The following is a 15,705-nucleotide window of genomic DNA, read 5'->3' as shown; positions in this document are numbered from 1 at the left end:
TCAGGGCGCAGATCGGACTTCAACAACAGCGGCACTTGCTCAGTACGGCATTCGGTTCCGTACTGTCATCACTGACAGGGAACGAGCCAATGACGCGGCAAGCCTCGACTCACAGCCATGTTGCCGAAACCAACCGTCTGCGCATCGGTGCCATGGATTTCGACGGCAGCGACCCCGCACTGCAAAGCTTCCGTATGAACGTCCGCTCCATCCCGGCAAGCAGCATAATGCTTCACGATGGCGAGGACAGCAGCACGGTCATAATCGGAATCGAAGGATGGCTTGCCACCTCGAAATCCTCCTTGAACGGTGACGTGCAGCTGATCGATTTCATCTTGCCCGGGGATATCGCCGATCCGACATCCGCTGACGGGAAAACAGCCGGGCTGAGCATCGAGGCCGTAACCGACGCGCTGGTCTGCGTCATTCCCCTGTCGGCCTGGCACAGCATGCTGGCGGCGTCCCCGCGATTGGCACAGGCCAATGAACTCGTCCACGCCGCCGAACGCAGCAGGCTGTCCGAACGCATGCTGCGACTGGGCCGCGGCAGCGCCGAAAGCCGAATTGCCTATGCCCTCATCGAACTCTCCCTTCGGCTGAAACCGCTGGGCCTGTCGGACAATGGCGCGTTTCACCTGCCTCTGACCCAACGCCATATTGGCGATTTCACCGGCCTCACGGCGGTTCATGTCTGCCGCACCATGCGCCGCTTTGTCAGAAACGGCCTGGTGGAGACCGCAGACCACATTGACATCCAGATCAAAGATCTGGCCGCGCTGTCAGAAATCGCCGGGGTTGAACCGGAGCGCTTGGCCGCCGAGATCTCACCGTTTTCAGGTTAGCGGTACTCGGCAATCTCTCCCAGCGCCTCCCCCGCAATATGTTCCGACCCATGCACCGCGATGTCCGTAACCGACAGCAGGCCCGCCAATCGCCCATGATCATCCACCACCGGCAGTCGGCGGATTTGATAGTCCCCCATGAGTGCGGCCGCAGCCTCGATCGTGTCCGTGGCCCGGCAGCATATCACGTCGGTGGTCATGACCGTGGCAATGGACAGCCCTGCCAGCGCGCGCTCCTGCCCTGCCAATGCCAGAACCAGATCCCGGTCTGTGAAGATACCGACAATCCGCCCATCCTCTACAACGGGCAAAACGCCGATACCAACGGCTTTCATTTGCGCCGCAGCGCTGGCGGCATTGTCCCGCGGACTGGCATACCGTGGGGGTATGGTCATGATGTCTTGTACAAGCATGGGCATGTCCTTTCTGGGCCCCCCGCGGCGGTTGCCGATAGCCGATAGCCGCCTGCCTGCGCCAAGCGCATCAGGATGCAACTTTGACGGCTCTTCGTTTATCTGGCTGCTGGCAGCACCCTCAGATCGAATGCGAGTCGCAACACCTACCAGCCTTGATGAAAGCTGCGACCTCCGCCTTAACCGGCGTTAAAACGCAACAGACTTTCAAGAGATCGGGAGCAAGAACTGACCCGGCAGGATGTGTTGTACTTCAAGCCCGGACATGGCGTGCACGGCCGACATTTCCTTGACCGTGTTGAGGAATTGGCAGGGAGCAACATAGCCCCGGCCTGCTTGCGGACGCGTGGACGGAAACGCGGGTTGCGGGAGCAGGAAACCGCCACATCCCGCCCCGCCTTTCTGCAGATGTGAAGCGATACCCCGGCGGCCAAGCTTCTGAATGACCCTGCATGACCTCAACGGGAGTTCGCGACGTTGTCAGCCAATTCATACTTTCACGACAGCGTCCTCTGCGCGTCCCTGATCAGCGCCAGCAAGCGGTAAAAGCCGTGCGCCATCTTGGTGAAGGGCGTGAGCAGGAAGAAGGTGAGCACCGCACCGAGGTGGACGGCCAGCAACGCGGGCATCAAGGGTGAGCTGCCAAGCACATAGAGCGCAAGCCCGGTCAGCGCCACAAACCCCAGGAGCAGGATAAAGGCGACGGAGCCACCAAAGGCGCTTTCATCGTCCAGCGTCTTGTCAGAGCGCAGCTTCAGCAGCGCCATCCAGATGCAACCCGCGGTCAACAGAATGCCGCCCGGCACACCCAGCATCTTTGGCAGGGACCACAGCGGATAGGGCGCGGGCATGTCAAAGACGTAATGCAGGACTGTGGCGGTGGAGGTGGAGGCAAAGCACAGGAGGAATCCGTACATCACCGCCTGATGCGCGTAGCGGCGTGCGTGGCTGAAGCGGTCCTCATCCTCGAAGTTGCAGCCCTCGCCATGACCGGCCGCCAGGTTCTTCATCTTTGCGACCATGCCGAAGGCTTGCCTGAGATGCGCCAGCCGGATGGGCACCCCGTCCACAGCGCGCCAGTAGCGCAGCATGCCCACGCCCAGACACAACAGCGGTAACAGGAAAGCCGGCAGGAAAATCGCCACCATCGCATTATGCGACAGCGCGGCGTAAAAGCCCTCGCCGCTGCCACCAAGCGTCCGCAGCGCCCAGAGGATCACTGCAAAGCCCAGCACCAGCGCCAGCGCGATGGCGCCGCCATGGGTGTGAAAGCGCCGCGCCAGCGGCTGCGGCCAAGCGTAGGCCTCCCAGCTGTCGCGGCGGACCTCGGCCAGCGCCTTGGGCAGGTTCAGCTCGAACTCATGCGGGGCGGTGTACTGGCAGGCGTAATAACAGCCGCGGCAATTATGGCAAAGGTTGGCGAGCTGAGTGATGTCCCCATCCGAAAAGGCACGGCCCGCGTGCATTGCCGGGAACACCGAGCAGTAGCCTTCGCAATAGCGGCAGGCGTTGCAAATTTCTGCCTGACGGCGAGCTTCCTGAATAAGGTCAACGGTTTGCATGGGCTGCGGCCTCCCGTCCTGCGATGCGTCCAAAGACTGTTCCGATTGTCATGCCGAACCCGGCAAGATAGCCCTGCCCGAGGATTGAGCCGGCCATGGTCTCCCCCGCGGCCCACAGGTTGCGGACCGGGCCCTCGGCGGTGCGGCACCGGGCGGTCTCGTCGACCTTCAGGCCCAGGTAGGTGAAGGTAACGCCGGTGCGCAGCGAATAGCCGTAGAACGGCGGTTCGCTGATCGGCCGGGCCCAGTTGGTCTTCGGCGGGACAAGCCCTTTGGTCGCAACGCCATCCAGTTCAGTCGGGTGAAACGCCGACGTATCGCCGCAGGCTGCGTTGAAGGTCTCGACGGTGTCGCGCAGCTTGTCCGGCGGCAGGCCCATCAGTCCCGCCAGCTCCTCCAACGTGTCCGCCTGCAACGGCGGGAAAACCGAGGGCATGAAAAGGTTTAGAGATTTCGAGTCGATGATGACATAGCCAACCTGATCCGGCTGCGCCGCGACCAGACGGCCCCAGATCGCGTAACGCTTGGGCCAGACATCCTCGCCCTCGTCATAGAACCGCTCACCGTTCTTGTTCACCACGATGGAAAACGGTACGCAATCCAGCCGTGTGACGATGCCGCCGTCGTATTTCGGTGCGCGCCCGTCGATGGCAACCGCATGGCACTGATCAGCGTCGCCTATGCTCTCGACACCCTGTTCCAGCAGATCCGCCAGCACCACGCCGCGGTTGTAAGGTGTACCACGGATCAAGAAGTTGCGTGCCGCAGGCCCCCACGCGCGGGTCAGCCAGTCGATGTCCGCCTGAAACCCGCCAGAGGCGACGACGACGCTTTTTGGGCTGATCGAGTGCTGCGCATCTTCATACGTGTAATCGACGCGGGTGATCCGGTCGCCCTCCAGCTCCAGATGGGTGACCGCCGCCTCGTACAGCACCTCGACCCCCATATTTTCGGCCGTGCGGTAATAGGCATTCACCAGGCTCTTGCCACCGCCCATGAAAAAGGCATTGGTCCGCGCCAGCGACAACGTGCCCGACAGCGAAGGCTGGAACCGCACACCGCGCTCCTGCATCCAAGGCAGGCATTCCTCGCTGGTGCGGATAGCCAGGCGCGCCAGATGCTCATCGGTCTTGCCACCGGTGACCTTCATCAGGTCGGCAAAATACTCCTCCTCGTCGTAACCTTCGACCAGCGGCCCCAGCGGGCCGCCATGCATGCAGCGGAAGTTGCGGGTGTGGCGCGAGTTGCCGCCGCGGTAGGCCTTCGGCGCGGTCTCCAGAATGACCACGCGGGCGCCCGCCTCGGCGGCGGTCATCGCGGCACAGAGCGCGGCATTGCCGCCACCGATCACGGCAAGATCGTAAGCTTCGGTCATGGCTGTCCTCCTGGCTGGGGCTGTCCTAACCCGAGGTTTTTGATTTGACCAATGAGGCTTTATCAAAGATTATTGCGCCATGAGCATTAATTATGATTTCGGCGATCTCGAGGCCTTTCTCGCAGTGAAGGAAACCGGCAGCTTCCATGCGGCGGCAGAAGTGCTGAACCTGTCGCAATCGGCGATCACTCGGCGGGTCGCCAAGCTGGAGCAGGCGCTGGACACACGGCTGTTCGAGCGGACGACACGGGCGGTAAAGCCCACCCTCGCAGCCAAACGCTTGCAGGTGCGGGCCGAAGCGATCCTGGAGGATGCCCGCGAAACCACCCGCGCAATGCGCGACGAAAGCGTGGCCTTCGCGCATCAGCGCGGCGTGGTGGTCACCATCGCTGTCGTGCCGACGCTGCTGTCGCGGCTGGTGATCCCCGCGCTCGGCAAATTCCGCGCCGATGGGCACCGTGCGCGCCTGCGGTTGCTGGACGACACCGCCAACGGCGTCGCCGAGGCCGTCGCGCAGGGCGAGGCCGATTTCGGCCTGTGTTCGCTGCCCGCCCTGGAGCCGAACACAGATTTCGAACCACTGTTCGACGACCGCATCATGGTGGCTTTGCCAAAGGGGCATCCGCTGTCAGGACACGTATGTCTCAGCGCCGAAGACCTTGCCGAGACGCCGCTGATCCTGCCTGCCCGCGGAACCGGCAACCGGGTGCTGATCGACGAAACTCTTGCCCGCGCGCGCGTGCGACTGGTGTGGACCCTGGAGGCCGGCCGCAGCACGAGCGCGCTGGAGCTTGTCACCCAGGGCGCGGGCGCGGCGCTCCTGCCCGAGGCAATGCTGAGTTCGCCGCTGGCGGTCGGCGTCACAGGCTGCACGCTGACGGGGCTGGACATTGCCCGCCCTGTCGGCCTGCTCACCCGCGTCGGCCAGTCGCCCTCTCCGGCAGCGATGGCGGTGCAGGCGCACATTCGAAACGCGGTCTGACCGCCGAAAGCATCCTGCGGCACCCGGTGTTTAGCCGATCACAGCAGATCGCCGTCGAAACTGGCAGGCGGCACGGAGCGGTTGGATTGGCCGCGCAGCGCGCGCACGCGGACACGCTGGGCGGTCTCGATATGGGCGCGCATGGCCGCTTCGGCCAGAGTGCCGTCGCGCGCCTTGATTGCATCCAGCACCCCGAAATGCTCCTGCACCGCCTTCTCCGCGCGGTCGGGCTGGGTAAGCGTGGTGGGCCCGAGGATCATCAGTGTCTTCTGCAGGGTGTGGATCGAGCGTGTCAGGAACCGGTTCTTTGCCGCGTCCAGAAGCGCCGCGTGGAACTGCCGGTTCAGGGTGAAAGCCTCCGGCTGGTTCCCAAGCGCCGCCAGAGCCTGGTTCATCTCGTACAGTTCTTCGATCTCAATATCGGAGGCCGCCCGGGCCGCAAGCCGCGCGGCGGTGCCTTCCAACACGGCCCGCATCTCATACAGCTCCATCACCTCGGCATAATCCAGCATGCGAAGGCTGGCGCCATGCCGCGGCACATGGGTCACGATGCCGTCTGACTCGAGCTGGCGGATCGCCTCGCGTACCGGTGTGCGAGACATGCCGAGCCGCTCTGCCAGCTCGGTCTCGCGCAGGCGGTCGCCTGGGTTCAGCCTGCCTTCGCGCAGTTCGGTCAGCAGGCGCAAATAGGCGGCGTTGCCCTGCGGGGTGTCATGCTCGTCACTGGCCATCGCGCGCTTGCCCTGCTGTTGTTCGACTATTGTATCCAGATGGATACAGGCGTACACAAATGTGGTCAAGACCGGACGGAGACACGCATGCGCACACCCAATCTGGAGACACCAGCCGCCCGACGCGGCCTGACGCTTGCCCTGGCAGGACTGGGAGCGGCGCTGTTCTGGGCGTTGTCGCTGCCGCTGCCGTTCTTATTCGGCCCGATGGCCGCCTGCCTGATCGCAGCACTGGCGCATCTTCCGGTAAGCGGGTTCGGGCAGGTCTCGGTGGGCGCGCGCACGATTCTTGGCGTGGCGGTCGGCGCGTCGATCACACCGGCGCTGCTGGCGCAACTTCCCCAGATGGCACTGTCGGTGGCGTTGGTGCCGGTCTTCATTGCACTGATTGGCTTTGTCGGCGTGCCCTACTTCCGCCAAATCTGGAAATTTGACACCGCCACCGCCTATTATGCTGCGATGCCTGGCGGGCTGCAGGATATGGTCATCTTTGGCGCCGAGGCAGGCGCCGATCCGCGCACCTTGTCGCTGATCCATGCCACGCGGGTGCTGCTGATCGTGACGCTGGCACCGGCAATCCTGACCCTCGCTTACGCCGCCGAACTGACCAATCCGATCGGCGCACCGGTCGCCGAGCTGCCAATGCAAGAACTTGCCCTGATGGCGGCTGCAGCGCTGATCGGTTGGAAGGGCGGCGAACGCCTGGGCCTGTTTGGCGCCTCGATCCTGGGCCCGATGATCGTCACCGCTGCGTTGTCGCTAGCCGGGATCATCCACTTCCGCCCGCCGGCCGAGGCGATCCTTGCGGCGCAGTTCTTCATCGGTTGCGGCATCGGCGTGCATTTTCTTGGCGTCACCTGGGGAGAGCTGACACGAGTGGTGCTGGCCGGGGTGACATATGTGCTGCTGCTGGCGCTGCTGGCCGCCGGTTTCACCGCCTTTGTCACCGCGCTTGGCCTTGGCCGCCCGCTGGAGGCCTTCCTCGCCTTCGCGCCGGGCGGACAGGCCGAGATGACGGTGCTGGCCATCGTCACCGGCGCCGATCTCGGCTTTGTGATTACCCATCACCTGACCCGGATCGTGCTGGTGATCGTCGGCGCGCCGCTTGCTGCGGGGCTTATGGCACGCAGACGTCCGGATTGATCATGTGAATCGGGCGGCCCGCGGCATAGGCGTTCACCTGCTCGAAAATATCCGAGAACTGCTTGTCGAACTCATCCTCGGTGACAAAGCCAATGTGCGGCGTGGCGATCAGGTTCGGGTGCGCCAGAAGCGGGTCCGTCGCGTCAGTCTGTGGCTCGCTGTCGAACACGTCCACGGCGGCCATGCCGGGTCGGCCCGTGTTCAGCGCAGCAAGCAGGGCTCCCGGCGCAACCAGCCCTGCGCGCGAAGTATTGACCAGCACCGCGCGGGCGGACATCTGGGCCAGATCCTGCGCCGTGACGATGCCGCGGGTCTGCGGCGTCAGCCGCAGATGGAGGGAAACCACGTCGCTTTGCGCAAAGAACGCCTCCCGGCTGGGGGCCACAGTTCCGCCATCCGCCTGTACCCGCGCGCGGCCCTCCTCCGAGGACCACCAGACCACGTCCATGCCGAAGGCGCGCGCGTATTCGGCCACAGCGCGGCCGATCCGCCCATAGCCATACAGCCCGAGACGCCGTCCGCGCAGGGTTCGGCCGACGCCCATCTGCCAGCCGCCGGCCTTGACGCTGGCCATCTGCTGGGGAAGCTGGCGCATCGCCGCGAGGATCAGTGCAAAGGTCAGCTCTGCCGCGGCGTAGTTTGCGCCGTCCGCACCCTTGTTCGAACACAGCAGAACACCGTTGTCCGTGCAGGCCTCAACGTCCACATGCGGATGGGCGCCACGCTGGGAGATCAGCTTCAGACGCGGCAGCTGCTCCAGCAGGCTACGGGTGATCCGGGTACGTTCACGAAACAGCACAACGCAGTCGGCGTCTTGGAGACGCGCGGCCAGAGCGGCCTCATCCGGCTCATGATCCGTCCATACGGTGACGTCGTGACCTTCCAGAAGCCCGAAACACGACAGCCCTCGCAGCGTATCGAACCAATCGTCGAGGATATGAACCTTCATGTCTGTCTCCCTTGTTTTCAACCCTGCCCTGACAGCGCCTTGATGGCTTTGCTGACCCGTTCGTGCAAGACAAGCAGATCGGACTTGCAATCGCCGGCCCGTCCAATCCGTGCTGCCAGTCCGGCACGGATGTCTTCCAGATCGCGGCGGGTCTGATTCAGTTTCTCATAGTCGGTAATGGCTCTGTCCTCAGTGCGACAACAATACGGGGATACGAGCTTTCGCCAGCACCTCGGTGGTGACTCCGCCAAGGAAATCCTCGCGGAACTTGGAATGCTCATAGGCGCCGAGCACCAACAACGACGGATCATGGCGCTCGCAATAGGCCAGCAGCTTGGCGGCAACCGCGTGGCTTTCGGGGAAATCCTCGTGGATGGCCTCGACTCCGTGGCGCTCCAGATGGGTCAGCAGGTCGGCGATCGGCCAGCCGCTGCGCTGGCCAACGGTCAGGACGCTGACGCGGCCTTCGGCCTCCAGCAGGCGCAGGCTGTCGGACAGAGCACGCGCGGCGGCCCGCCCGCCATCCCAGGCAAGCGCAGCGTGGCTGTGGCGCGCGCCCGAGTCATAACCTGCCGGGATCACGATGACCGGCCGCCCGGACATCAGCGCGATGCGGTCCGGGTGCAGGGTGACATGCGCGTCATCAGCGTCGGAGCGCGCGCCAACGACCAGCACGTCATAATACCGCGCGGCCTCCGACAGCAGACTGTCAACGCGACCAGTCACTTCGATGAGTTGCAGTTCGCCGGAAAGACCCAGCGCAGCGCGTTCCCGACCGAACACCTCTTCGATCTCGCGCAGCACGCCATTGCTGGCTTCCTCCAGCAGCGCCCGCGCCTGTTTCGGGATCCAGCGCGAGCGGCGGTCGATCACCTCATGCGACGTATGCGCAAGCATCGCGGTGACATGGGCGCCTTCTGTTCGCGCCAGCGAGGCCGCATAGCGCAGCGCCGCCACCGAGCCGTCGGAGCCGTTGAAGGCAACCAGCAGGTTCATGACCGGCATATCAGGCGCCCTCCCAGATGTGCGCGGGCACGTAGACCTTACCATCCGCCAGCTTGCGCGCCGTGCGCAAAATGCCTGCGGAGTTCAGTGTGAAACGAGGGTTCATTTCGAAGTCTACCAAAACCTCGATCGTGCCGGAGGCATGTTCGAGCACCACACTGGCCGGGCTGTCGGCGGGGCGGTCAAGCAGCCCGTCCGACACGGTGCCCGGTGTCAGCGCGCAGGAGGCCAGGCATTGCGCGCCGGTCACGGCCATTGACGGATGCGTGTTCCAGGGCATGAAATAGCGCGTGGCGATGGTGCCGCCGTCCCTGGCTGGGGCAAGCAGGCCGAATTTTGGGGTGACTGATTTGGACACGTCCCCCATGCCCATGGCCGCCCCTGCCTCGAGCCGGATCGCCTCCATCCGGGCGAAGAACTCCCGGTTCGCGTCCAGTTCGGCCACGGTTTCATAGCCGGAAAGCCCGAAATCGGCGGCTTGGGCGACCACCATGGGCATCGCCACATCCATGCAGGTCACCTCGATCCCGCCGAAGCTGTCGCGCAGGTTGCCGGTGGGCAGGAAGGCCCCGGTGGCCGATCCGACCACGCCCATGAAGTTCAGCGCCACCGGCGCGGCTTTGCCCGGCACCCCGGCAATCTCGGCATCGCCCGCATAGGTGAGCCTGCCCTCCGGGGTCTGCACGCGGGCGACAACCCGGGCACCTGTGTTGACGGCACGGATCTTCACCACTGTCTCGTCCGCCGCCGGGCGCACCAGCCCCATCTCGATTGCAGCCGGGCCCACGCCGGAGAGAATGTTGCCGCAAGTGGGTTTGAAGTCGACCAGCCGGTCCTCGACCGAAACCTGGGCGAAGAAGTAGTCCACATCCGCCCAATCGTCCTGCGACGGAGAAAGCATGGCCACCTTGGTGGTCACCGCCGCGCCGCCGCCGATGCCGTCGATGTTGAGCGCATGGCCGGAGCCGACCGCCGCCAGCAGCACCTCTGCGAGGGTCTCGCGGTCTTCGGGGAGATCAGCCCGGTTGAAGTATGGCCCCCGCGAGGTGCCACCGCGCATAAAGACGTAAGGAATGCCTGTCTGTGTCATGTCATTTCCTCCGTTGGATCATTTCAGGGGCCACGGCAGGTCCACCGCCTGCTGCAGCATCCCCGGCGGGAAGTCGCGGTTCAGCGCGCCTGCCATCACGCACATCAGCGTGAGGCCTGCAGCGGTCAGGATCAGGGTCTTTGGCCAGGGCGCCTGCGCCCGCACCCGCAGGAAGGCGACGAGGAAGCCCAGCAGCGCCAGAATGAAGCCGACGAAGTAGGTCGCCACGATCAGCACCGCGAACCAGGCCAGCGTGCCCCAGAGGCCGTAGGGCGCATCCGCGTCCTCCCCGGCGATTTCCTTGTCCGCAAAGATCGCGTCGGTTTCCGGCCGCAACAGCATCTGCACCAGCAGGATCAGCAGCGCAGCGAGGGTGATACCGCCCAAAACCAGAGGAATGATCTTGTCCGTCATGTTGTAGTCGGGGATCATGTTTGCGTTGATCAGCGCGGCTACGGCGTAGGCCATCAGCACCATCAGGAAGACCACTGGCGCGCGCTTGGAACCGGACTGCACGTCGCCTTCGGCCATGATCGACTTGGCCTGGCGCAGGCCTAGCACAACCGAGACCACGGTGACGATCAAGAGCACGATGACGATGGGCGAGAACAGGTAGTCCAGCCCCTCCTCGAAGGACTTGCGGAAGCGGAACGAGGCGATCTGAAACGCCTGGTTGGAGAATTTCTCCACCGGGTTCGACAACACAAAGCCGATCAGGAAAGCTGGGCGCGACCAGTCAAAGCGGCGCAGGAAGATGCCGATCAGCCCGATCGCGAAGAGCGCCAGGATGTCCTCGAAATTCTGCCCGGACTGGAACGCCGCAAAGGAGATCAGCATGAACAGGAATGGCGCAAGGTAGGTGAAGCGGATCGTCGTCAACCTGGCGATGCCGCCCGAGGCCGCGATGCACAGGATGGTGCCCACCACGTTGGCCAGCGCCAGCAGCCAGACGATGGAATAGGTGATGTCGAGGTTGTCGCGCAGCATCGAGGGGCCAACCTCGATATCGCCCGAGCCGAGCAGCGCGATGGCGCCGATGAAGATCGCCATTGAGCCAGAACCGGGAATGCCGAACAGGAGCGTCGGCACCAGCCCGCCGCCTTCTTTGGCGTTGTTCGAACTTTCCGGGCCGATGATGCCGCGGATCTCCCCCTTGCCAAAGCCGGACTTGTCCTTGGTGCTCTGCACCGCGTGGCCATAGGCGATCCAGTCCACAACCGACCCGCCCAGGCCGGGGATCACCCCGACCACGACGCCGATCAGCGAACAGCGCACCGAAAGCCACTTGTTGGCGGCCCAGTCCTTCACGCCCGCGCCCCAGCCGGCGCCCAGCTTGGCGTCCTTGGCGATGGAACGGTCCTGGCGCAGCAGCGACACGATTTCCGGCACGGCGAAGATGCCGAGACCGACGATCACCAGCTTCAACCCGTCGGTGAGATAGGGGATGTCATATGTCGCCATCCGCAGGCTGCCGCCCGCGTCGGCCTCGCCGATGGTACCGATCAGCATGCCAAGCCCGGCCGCAGCCAGCCCTTTCAGTGCCACGCGCCCAGCCAGAACCGCCACCATCGACAGGCCGAGAACAGAGATCATCAGCATCTCGGGCAGCCCGAAGGCCAGCACCAACGGCCGCGCCACGACGATGAACATTGTGAGGAAGAGCGCCCCGAACAGGCCACCGAACAGAGAGGAGGTGAAAGCCGCCGACAACGCCCGTGCCGCCTGGCCTTTTTTGGCCAGCGGGAAACCGTCCAGCACCGTCGCTTGCGACGCCGACGAACCTGGGATGCCCATCAGCACGGAGGCGAATGTGTCCGAGGTCGGCACCACCGCCACCATGCCAACCATCAGCGCAAGACCCAGAACCGGGTCCATACCGAACATGAAAGGCAATAGCAGCGACAGACCGGCGATGCCGCCAAGCCCGGGAAACACCCCCACGGCCAGCCCCATGACCACGCCCAGCACCAGATAGCCCAGGACCATAGGTTGCAGAATTAGCGCCCATGCCTGGCCAAGCGCCGGCATGGCGGTAGCGAATAGATCCATCGCCCCAACCTCAAGTTGTGTGAAAGTATTTGAAATGCAGGCCCCGGACAGCGCCGGGGCCTCAGGCTGTTGCGCTTAGTTCAGCGAAACGCCATAGGCGTCTTGAAGCCAGTTGACGACAAAGGCCTTGGCTTCCGGCGACACGGTGGTGCCCGCCTTGGTGGCCTTCTGCGCGCCGTCACCGACGAAGACGCCATATTTGCCCACGCGTTTGGAAGCGATCTCGGCAAAGTCCTCGCGGTTGCGAACGGCGTCGAAGGCCGCGGTGTAGGCGTCGCGCACATCATCCGGGGTGCCCGCGGGCAGGAAGGCGATCTTCTGCACCGGGAAGCCGGCAACGAAGAAGGCTTTCCATGCTTCCCAGGCCTCGCCCTCGGTCGCACAGCCATCGGTGGCTTCGCAGACTTCCTTGAAGGTCGGGATGTCCGGGAAAGTCGGATCACGAACGATGTTGCCGTCCTCGTCCAGCGCGCCCCAAGTCATCATCGGCACTGCCTTGCCCTGCGCGGCCAGATCGGCCGACGCGCCAAGGTAGCCCGAAGAAGTCTGGTAATCGATGGTGGCCTCGCCGCGTTCGAACATCAGGCGGCCATCGCCGCGCCCCTTGATGCCGAAGACCGGCTCGACATTCATGCCCAGCATTTCCCAGGCCAGGAGCGGCACCAGATCCAGCCGCGTCGCGCCTTGCGAGCCATAAATGAAGTCGATGTCCTTGAGGTTGTTGGCGGAGCCGTCGAACTTGGCCCCGTCCTCGGCGTTCAGGTAGGCAACGCCGCCGGTGCCCGAAGCCATGACCGGAACCCAGTCGCTATATTCATAACGCACACGCGGATCGCCAAGCAGATAAGGGAACTGGGTCGAACCGGAGGTGCCGAACAGCAGCGTGCCATCCTCGTGCTGTTGTTCCTGGAACCAGTTCGCACCCTTGGTGGAGCCCGCGCCCGGCATGAATTTCACGACCACCGTGGGCTTGCCTGGCAGCTCTTCGGACAACAGGGGCGCAAAGAAATTGGCCCATTTGGCAGACCCGCCGGTCTCCGAGAACGGGATCACCCATTCGATCGTCTCACCGGAAAAGTCGACCTCGGCAAAGGCTGGCGATGCGATAAGAGCGGTTGCCGCAACCGAAGTTGCAAGTTGCTTGATGTTCATTGGTTTCCTCCCGTAGATCTATCTCGCCGCCGGGACTTGGCCGGGCGGCACGTTCGATTTTGATTAAGGGATCGAATCCCTCCTCCAATTGCGTCACCATGCCGTTCCAACCTTGCGTGAAACTTGCGCAACCTGACAAAGTATTAGCCATGCGTATCGCCGTGATCGAAGACAACGAGGCCCTGGCCCATGGAATCGCGTCCCGTCTGCGGGACCGGGGCCATTCCGTCGACCTGCTGCACGATGGCGATGCCGCGGACACCTTCCTGGCACAGGAGGGGGCCGATCTCGTCGTGCTGGATCTGAACCTTCCGGGGCGGGACGGGCTGGAGGTGCTGCGGGCGCTGCGCCGCCGCGGCGACGGCACGCCGGTGATCCTGCTCACCGCACGGTCGGAGACCGCCGAACGGGTAGCAGGGTTGGATGCCGGTGCCGACGACTATCTGACCAAACCTTTCGAGATTGACGAGCTGGAGGCGCGACTGCGCGCGATGGCGCGGCGCAAGGACCTGCAGTTCGCGGCCCGCGACACGCTGGGGCCGCTGGTCTTTGACCGCACCAGCCGCCAGCTGATGCTGGATGAGCAACCGCTGGATGTGCCGCGCAAGGAGGTGGCGACGCTGGAATGCCTGCTTGAGCGGCGCGGCCGCATCGTGTCGAAGGCGCAGTTGATCGCCCATGTTTACGGCACCGGCGCAGACCAGGACGAAAGCGCGATCGAACCGCATGTCTCGCGCCTGCGCAAGCGACTGGATCCCTACGGCGTGAAGATCAAGACCGCCCGCGGCCTCGGCTACATGCTGGAGGTTGGCAGCGCATGACATCCATGTCGCTGCGGATGCGGCTGTTCCTGCTGATCCTGCCGCCGCTGCTGCTGGTGTCGGTGCTGCTCGGAATCTGGCGCTTCGCGGTGGCACAGCGCACCACGGAGGATCTTTTCGACCGCAGCCTGCTGGCCGCCGCGCTGGCGATTTCCCGCGATGTGGCGATCTCCGAAGGTGATGCGCTGACGCCGCGGACCCGGCGGTTCGTTTCGGATGCCGGCGGTGGCGATATTTTCTATCACGTCACCGGTCCAGGCGGAATCTACGTGACCGGCTATGCCTACCCGCCCAGGTCCACAGGACCCGGCGGCAGCGATATGCCGGAGTTCTTCGTTGCGGACTACCGCGGCGAGCCCGTGCGCGTGCTGCGCATGTCCGAGACCACAACCATCGGCAATCTCACCGGGGAGACGGCGGTCACCGTCTGGCAACGGGTGAGCGACCGAGACGCCTTTGCCGCCTCGCTGGCGCTGCGGGCAGCGGCGCTGATGGCCGGGTTGATTCTGGCGCTGGCACTGGTGGTCTGGTTCGGCGTCCAGATCGGTCTGCGGCCGCTGAACGACCTGCAAGAAGCGATCCAACGCCGCTCCCCCAGCGATCTTGGCCATATCCGCCGCCCTGTGCCCAAGGAAGTTTCGGGCATCGTCGCCACCCTGAACCGGCTGTTTTCCCGGCTACAGGGCAGTTTCGAGGCGCACCAGGCATTCATCTCGGACGCCGCCCACCAGCTGCGCAACCCGGCGTCGGCCCTGTTGTCGCTGGCGGAGACCCTGCCGGATGTGCGCGAACCCGCCGCGCGCCAAGCGCATGAACACGCCCTGGTGAACGCCGCGCGCAAATTGGCCCGGCTGGCCAACCAGCTACTGTCTCTTGAGCGGCTCCGCTACGAGGGCGCGCCCGCGAGCGAGCGGTTCGACCTCAGCGATCTTGCGGCAAAGGTGTGCCGCGATCTGGGGCCAGAGGTGTTGTCGCGCGACCTGGAATTCGAGCTTGCCCGCGCCCCGGAGCCACTTATGACGGACGGCGACCCGGTCCTGATCGGCGAGGCGATCACCAACCTCATCGAGAACGCCCTTACCCACGGCGGTCCGGGAATGACCCGCATTTCAGTGCGCACGCTGCGCGAGGAGGGCGAAGTGGTCCTTCTGGTCGAAGACGATGGCATCGGCATCCCGGCGGGCAAGGCAGACACCGCTTTCCGCCGCTTCGGCCAGCTTCGCAGCGGCGAGGGCAGCGGGCTGGGCCTGTCGATCGTGCAGGACGTGATGCGCCGGCACGAGGGAACCGTCCAGCTTCAGCCATCTGGACTCGGCACCCTTGTGCGCATCTCTCTGCCAGAAATCACGCCATAGCGGAGGGCTCTATTCAATGGAGAAAGAACAATCCCGTGGCAGGCCACCGGGTACGCGATGCCATTTTCATGCTGCACCTGGGACAATCGGCAACTCTTGATCGCGGCCGTGAAGCAAAAGCCACTTTAGGACCTGAGGCAGAGATGGATTTTCAACGGGTGTTTTCCTGCCCGAAAATTGAGCAGGAGCCCCGAGGGCGATTACGGTTTCAGCACACGTGCACGACTTGGACACGG

At 64.2% G+C, this 15,705-nt stretch carries 14 protein-coding genes; 5 read left to right on the top strand and 9 right to left on the bottom strand.

Going from position 1 to position 15,705, the window contains the following annotated elements:
* Positions 1-89 precede the first annotated feature (89 nt).
* Entirely contained in the window at positions 90-842 is a 753-nt protein-coding gene (locus tag AC0IPL_RS10765; protein ID WP_474274370.1) for a Crp/Fnr family transcriptional regulator, read from the top strand.
* On the opposite strand, the gene AC0IPL_RS10760 is transcribed toward AC0IPL_RS10765, so the two are convergent.
* The 3 genes from AC0IPL_RS10760 to tcuA all read right to left on the bottom strand — a co-directional run bounded on the left by AC0IPL_RS10760 (position 839) and on the right by tcuA (position 4,192).
* Positions 839-1,255 carry a CBS domain-containing protein gene (locus tag AC0IPL_RS10760; RefSeq protein ID WP_474274368.1) on the bottom strand — a complete coding sequence of 139 codons (417 nt, stop codon included), beginning with the start codon at positions 1,253-1,255 and terminating at the stop codon, positions 839-841. The two genes, AC0IPL_RS10765 and AC0IPL_RS10760, sit on opposite strands and share 4 nt — an antisense overlap.
* A gap of 497 nt (positions 1,256-1,752) precedes the next feature.
* Entirely contained in the window at positions 1,753-2,817 is a 1,065-nt protein-coding gene (gene tcuB, locus AC0IPL_RS10755; RefSeq protein ID WP_474274366.1) for a tricarballylate utilization 4Fe-4S protein TcuB, read from the bottom strand.
* A complete protein-coding gene (tcuA, locus tag AC0IPL_RS10750) occupies positions 2,804-4,192 on the bottom strand; it encodes an FAD-dependent tricarballylate dehydrogenase TcuA (RefSeq protein ID WP_474274364.1) in 1,389 nt (462 codons plus the stop codon). Before tcuA ends, tcuB begins: the two co-directional genes overlap by 14 nt.
* Before the next feature lie 79 nt (positions 4,193-4,271).
* On the opposite strand from tcuA, the gene AC0IPL_RS10745 reads away from it, so the two are divergent.
* Positions 4,272-5,174, top strand: a complete 903-nt coding sequence (locus AC0IPL_RS10745; protein WP_474274362.1) for a LysR family transcriptional regulator — start codon at positions 4,272-4,274, stop codon at positions 5,172-5,174.
* Between the two features lie 38 nt (positions 5,175-5,212).
* Here the strand turns inward: AC0IPL_RS10745 and AC0IPL_RS10740 are convergent, their stop codons facing one another.
* Positions 5,213-5,905, bottom strand: a complete 693-nt coding sequence (locus AC0IPL_RS10740; protein WP_474274648.1) for a GntR family transcriptional regulator — start codon at positions 5,903-5,905, stop codon at positions 5,213-5,215.
* A gap of 87 nt (positions 5,906-5,992) precedes the next feature.
* Here AC0IPL_RS10740 and AC0IPL_RS10735 point away from each other — a divergent pair, with 87 nt between their 5' ends.
* Positions 5,993-7,048 carry an AbrB family transcriptional regulator gene (locus AC0IPL_RS10735; protein ID WP_474274360.1) on the top strand — a complete coding sequence of 352 codons (1,056 nt, stop codon included), beginning with the start codon at positions 5,993-5,995 and terminating at the stop codon, positions 7,046-7,048.
* Here the strand turns inward: AC0IPL_RS10735 and AC0IPL_RS10730 are convergent.
* From AC0IPL_RS10730 to AC0IPL_RS10710, 5 genes are all read right to left on the bottom strand, one after another.
* Positions 7,023-7,997 carry a D-2-hydroxyacid dehydrogenase family protein gene (locus AC0IPL_RS10730; protein WP_474274358.1) on the bottom strand — a complete coding sequence of 325 codons (975 nt, stop codon included), beginning with the start codon at positions 7,995-7,997 and terminating at the stop codon, positions 7,023-7,025. The genes AC0IPL_RS10735 and AC0IPL_RS10730 overlap by 26 nt on opposite strands.
* A 189-nt stretch (positions 7,998-8,186) precedes the next feature.
* Entirely contained in the window at positions 8,187-9,002 is an 816-nt protein-coding gene (locus tag AC0IPL_RS10725; RefSeq protein ID WP_474274356.1) for a universal stress protein, read from the bottom strand.
* A gap of 1 nt (position 9,003) precedes the next feature.
* Positions 9,004-10,092 (bottom strand): 4-oxalomesaconate tautomerase, encoded by a 1,089-nt coding sequence (locus AC0IPL_RS10720; protein WP_474274354.1) that lies wholly within the window; start codon positions 10,090-10,092, stop codon positions 9,004-9,006.
* Between the two features lie 18 nt (positions 10,093-10,110).
* Positions 10,111-12,141: a tripartite tricarboxylate transporter permease gene (locus AC0IPL_RS10715; protein ID WP_474274352.1), complete on the bottom strand. Its 2,031-nt coding sequence runs from the start codon at positions 12,139-12,141 to the stop codon at positions 10,111-10,113.
* Between the two features lie 75 nt (positions 12,142-12,216).
* Positions 12,217-13,293, bottom strand: coding sequence for a tricarboxylate transporter (locus AC0IPL_RS10710; protein ID WP_474274350.1), 1,077 nt, complete (start codon positions 13,291-13,293; stop codon positions 12,217-12,219).
* 149 nt (positions 13,294-13,442) lie between these two features.
* On the opposite strand from AC0IPL_RS10710, the gene AC0IPL_RS10705 reads away from it, so the two are divergent.
* A complete protein-coding gene (locus AC0IPL_RS10705; RefSeq protein WP_474274348.1) occupies positions 13,443-14,114 on the top strand; it encodes a response regulator transcription factor in 672 nt (223 codons plus the stop codon).
* Positions 14,111-15,469, top strand: coding sequence for a sensor histidine kinase N-terminal domain-containing protein (locus tag AC0IPL_RS10700; RefSeq protein ID WP_474274346.1), 1,359 nt, complete (start codon positions 14,111-14,113; stop codon positions 15,467-15,469). The genes AC0IPL_RS10705 and AC0IPL_RS10700 overlap by 4 nt, the downstream gene beginning before the upstream one ends.
* Positions 15,470-15,705 lie beyond the last annotated feature (236 nt).

Source organism: Leisingera sp. SA32, assembly GCF_056033425.1.
The sequence above is the reverse complement of the archived record's forward strand: the minus strand, read 5'-3'. Positions and strand labels throughout refer to the sequence as shown.

Coding starts and splice junctions, on each gene's coding strand:
- AC0IPL_RS10765 (WP_474274370.1), top strand. CDS start 90: ATGACGCGGCAAGCCTCGACTCACAGCCATGTTGCCGAAACCAACCGT.
- AC0IPL_RS10760 (WP_474274368.1), bottom strand. CDS start 1,255: ATGCTTGTACAAGACATCATGACCATACCCCCACGGTATGCCAGTCCG.
- tcuB (WP_474274366.1), bottom strand. CDS start 2,817: ATGCAAACCGTTGACCTTATTCAGGAAGCTCGCCGTCAGGCAGAAATT.
- tcuA (WP_474274364.1), bottom strand. CDS start 4,192: ATGACCGAAGCTTACGATCTTGCCGTGATCGGTGGCGGCAATGCCGCG.
- AC0IPL_RS10745 (WP_474274362.1), top strand. CDS start 4,272: ATGAGCATTAATTATGATTTCGGCGATCTCGAGGCCTTTCTCGCAGTG.
- AC0IPL_RS10740 (WP_474274648.1), bottom strand. CDS start 5,905: ATGGCCAGTGACGAGCATGACACCCCGCAGGGCAACGCCGCCTATTTG.
- AC0IPL_RS10735 (WP_474274360.1), top strand. CDS start 5,993: ATGCGCACACCCAATCTGGAGACACCAGCCGCCCGACGCGGCCTGACG.
- AC0IPL_RS10730 (WP_474274358.1), bottom strand. CDS start 7,997: ATGAAGGTTCATATCCTCGACGATTGGTTCGATACGCTGCGAGGGCTG.
- AC0IPL_RS10725 (WP_474274356.1), bottom strand. CDS start 9,002: ATGCCGGTCATGAACCTGCTGGTTGCCTTCAACGGCTCCGACGGCTCG.
- AC0IPL_RS10720 (WP_474274354.1), bottom strand. CDS start 10,092: ATGACACAGACAGGCATTCCTTACGTCTTTATGCGCGGTGGCACCTCG.
- AC0IPL_RS10715 (WP_474274352.1), bottom strand. CDS start 12,141: ATGGATCTATTCGCTACCGCCATGCCGGCGCTTGGCCAGGCATGGGCG.
- AC0IPL_RS10710 (WP_474274350.1), bottom strand. CDS start 13,293: ATGAACATCAAGCAACTTGCAACTTCGGTTGCGGCAACCGCTCTTATC.
- AC0IPL_RS10705 (WP_474274348.1), top strand. CDS start 13,443: ATGCGTATCGCCGTGATCGAAGACAACGAGGCCCTGGCCCATGGAATC.
- AC0IPL_RS10700 (WP_474274346.1), top strand. CDS start 14,111: ATGACATCCATGTCGCTGCGGATGCGGCTGTTCCTGCTGATCCTGCCG.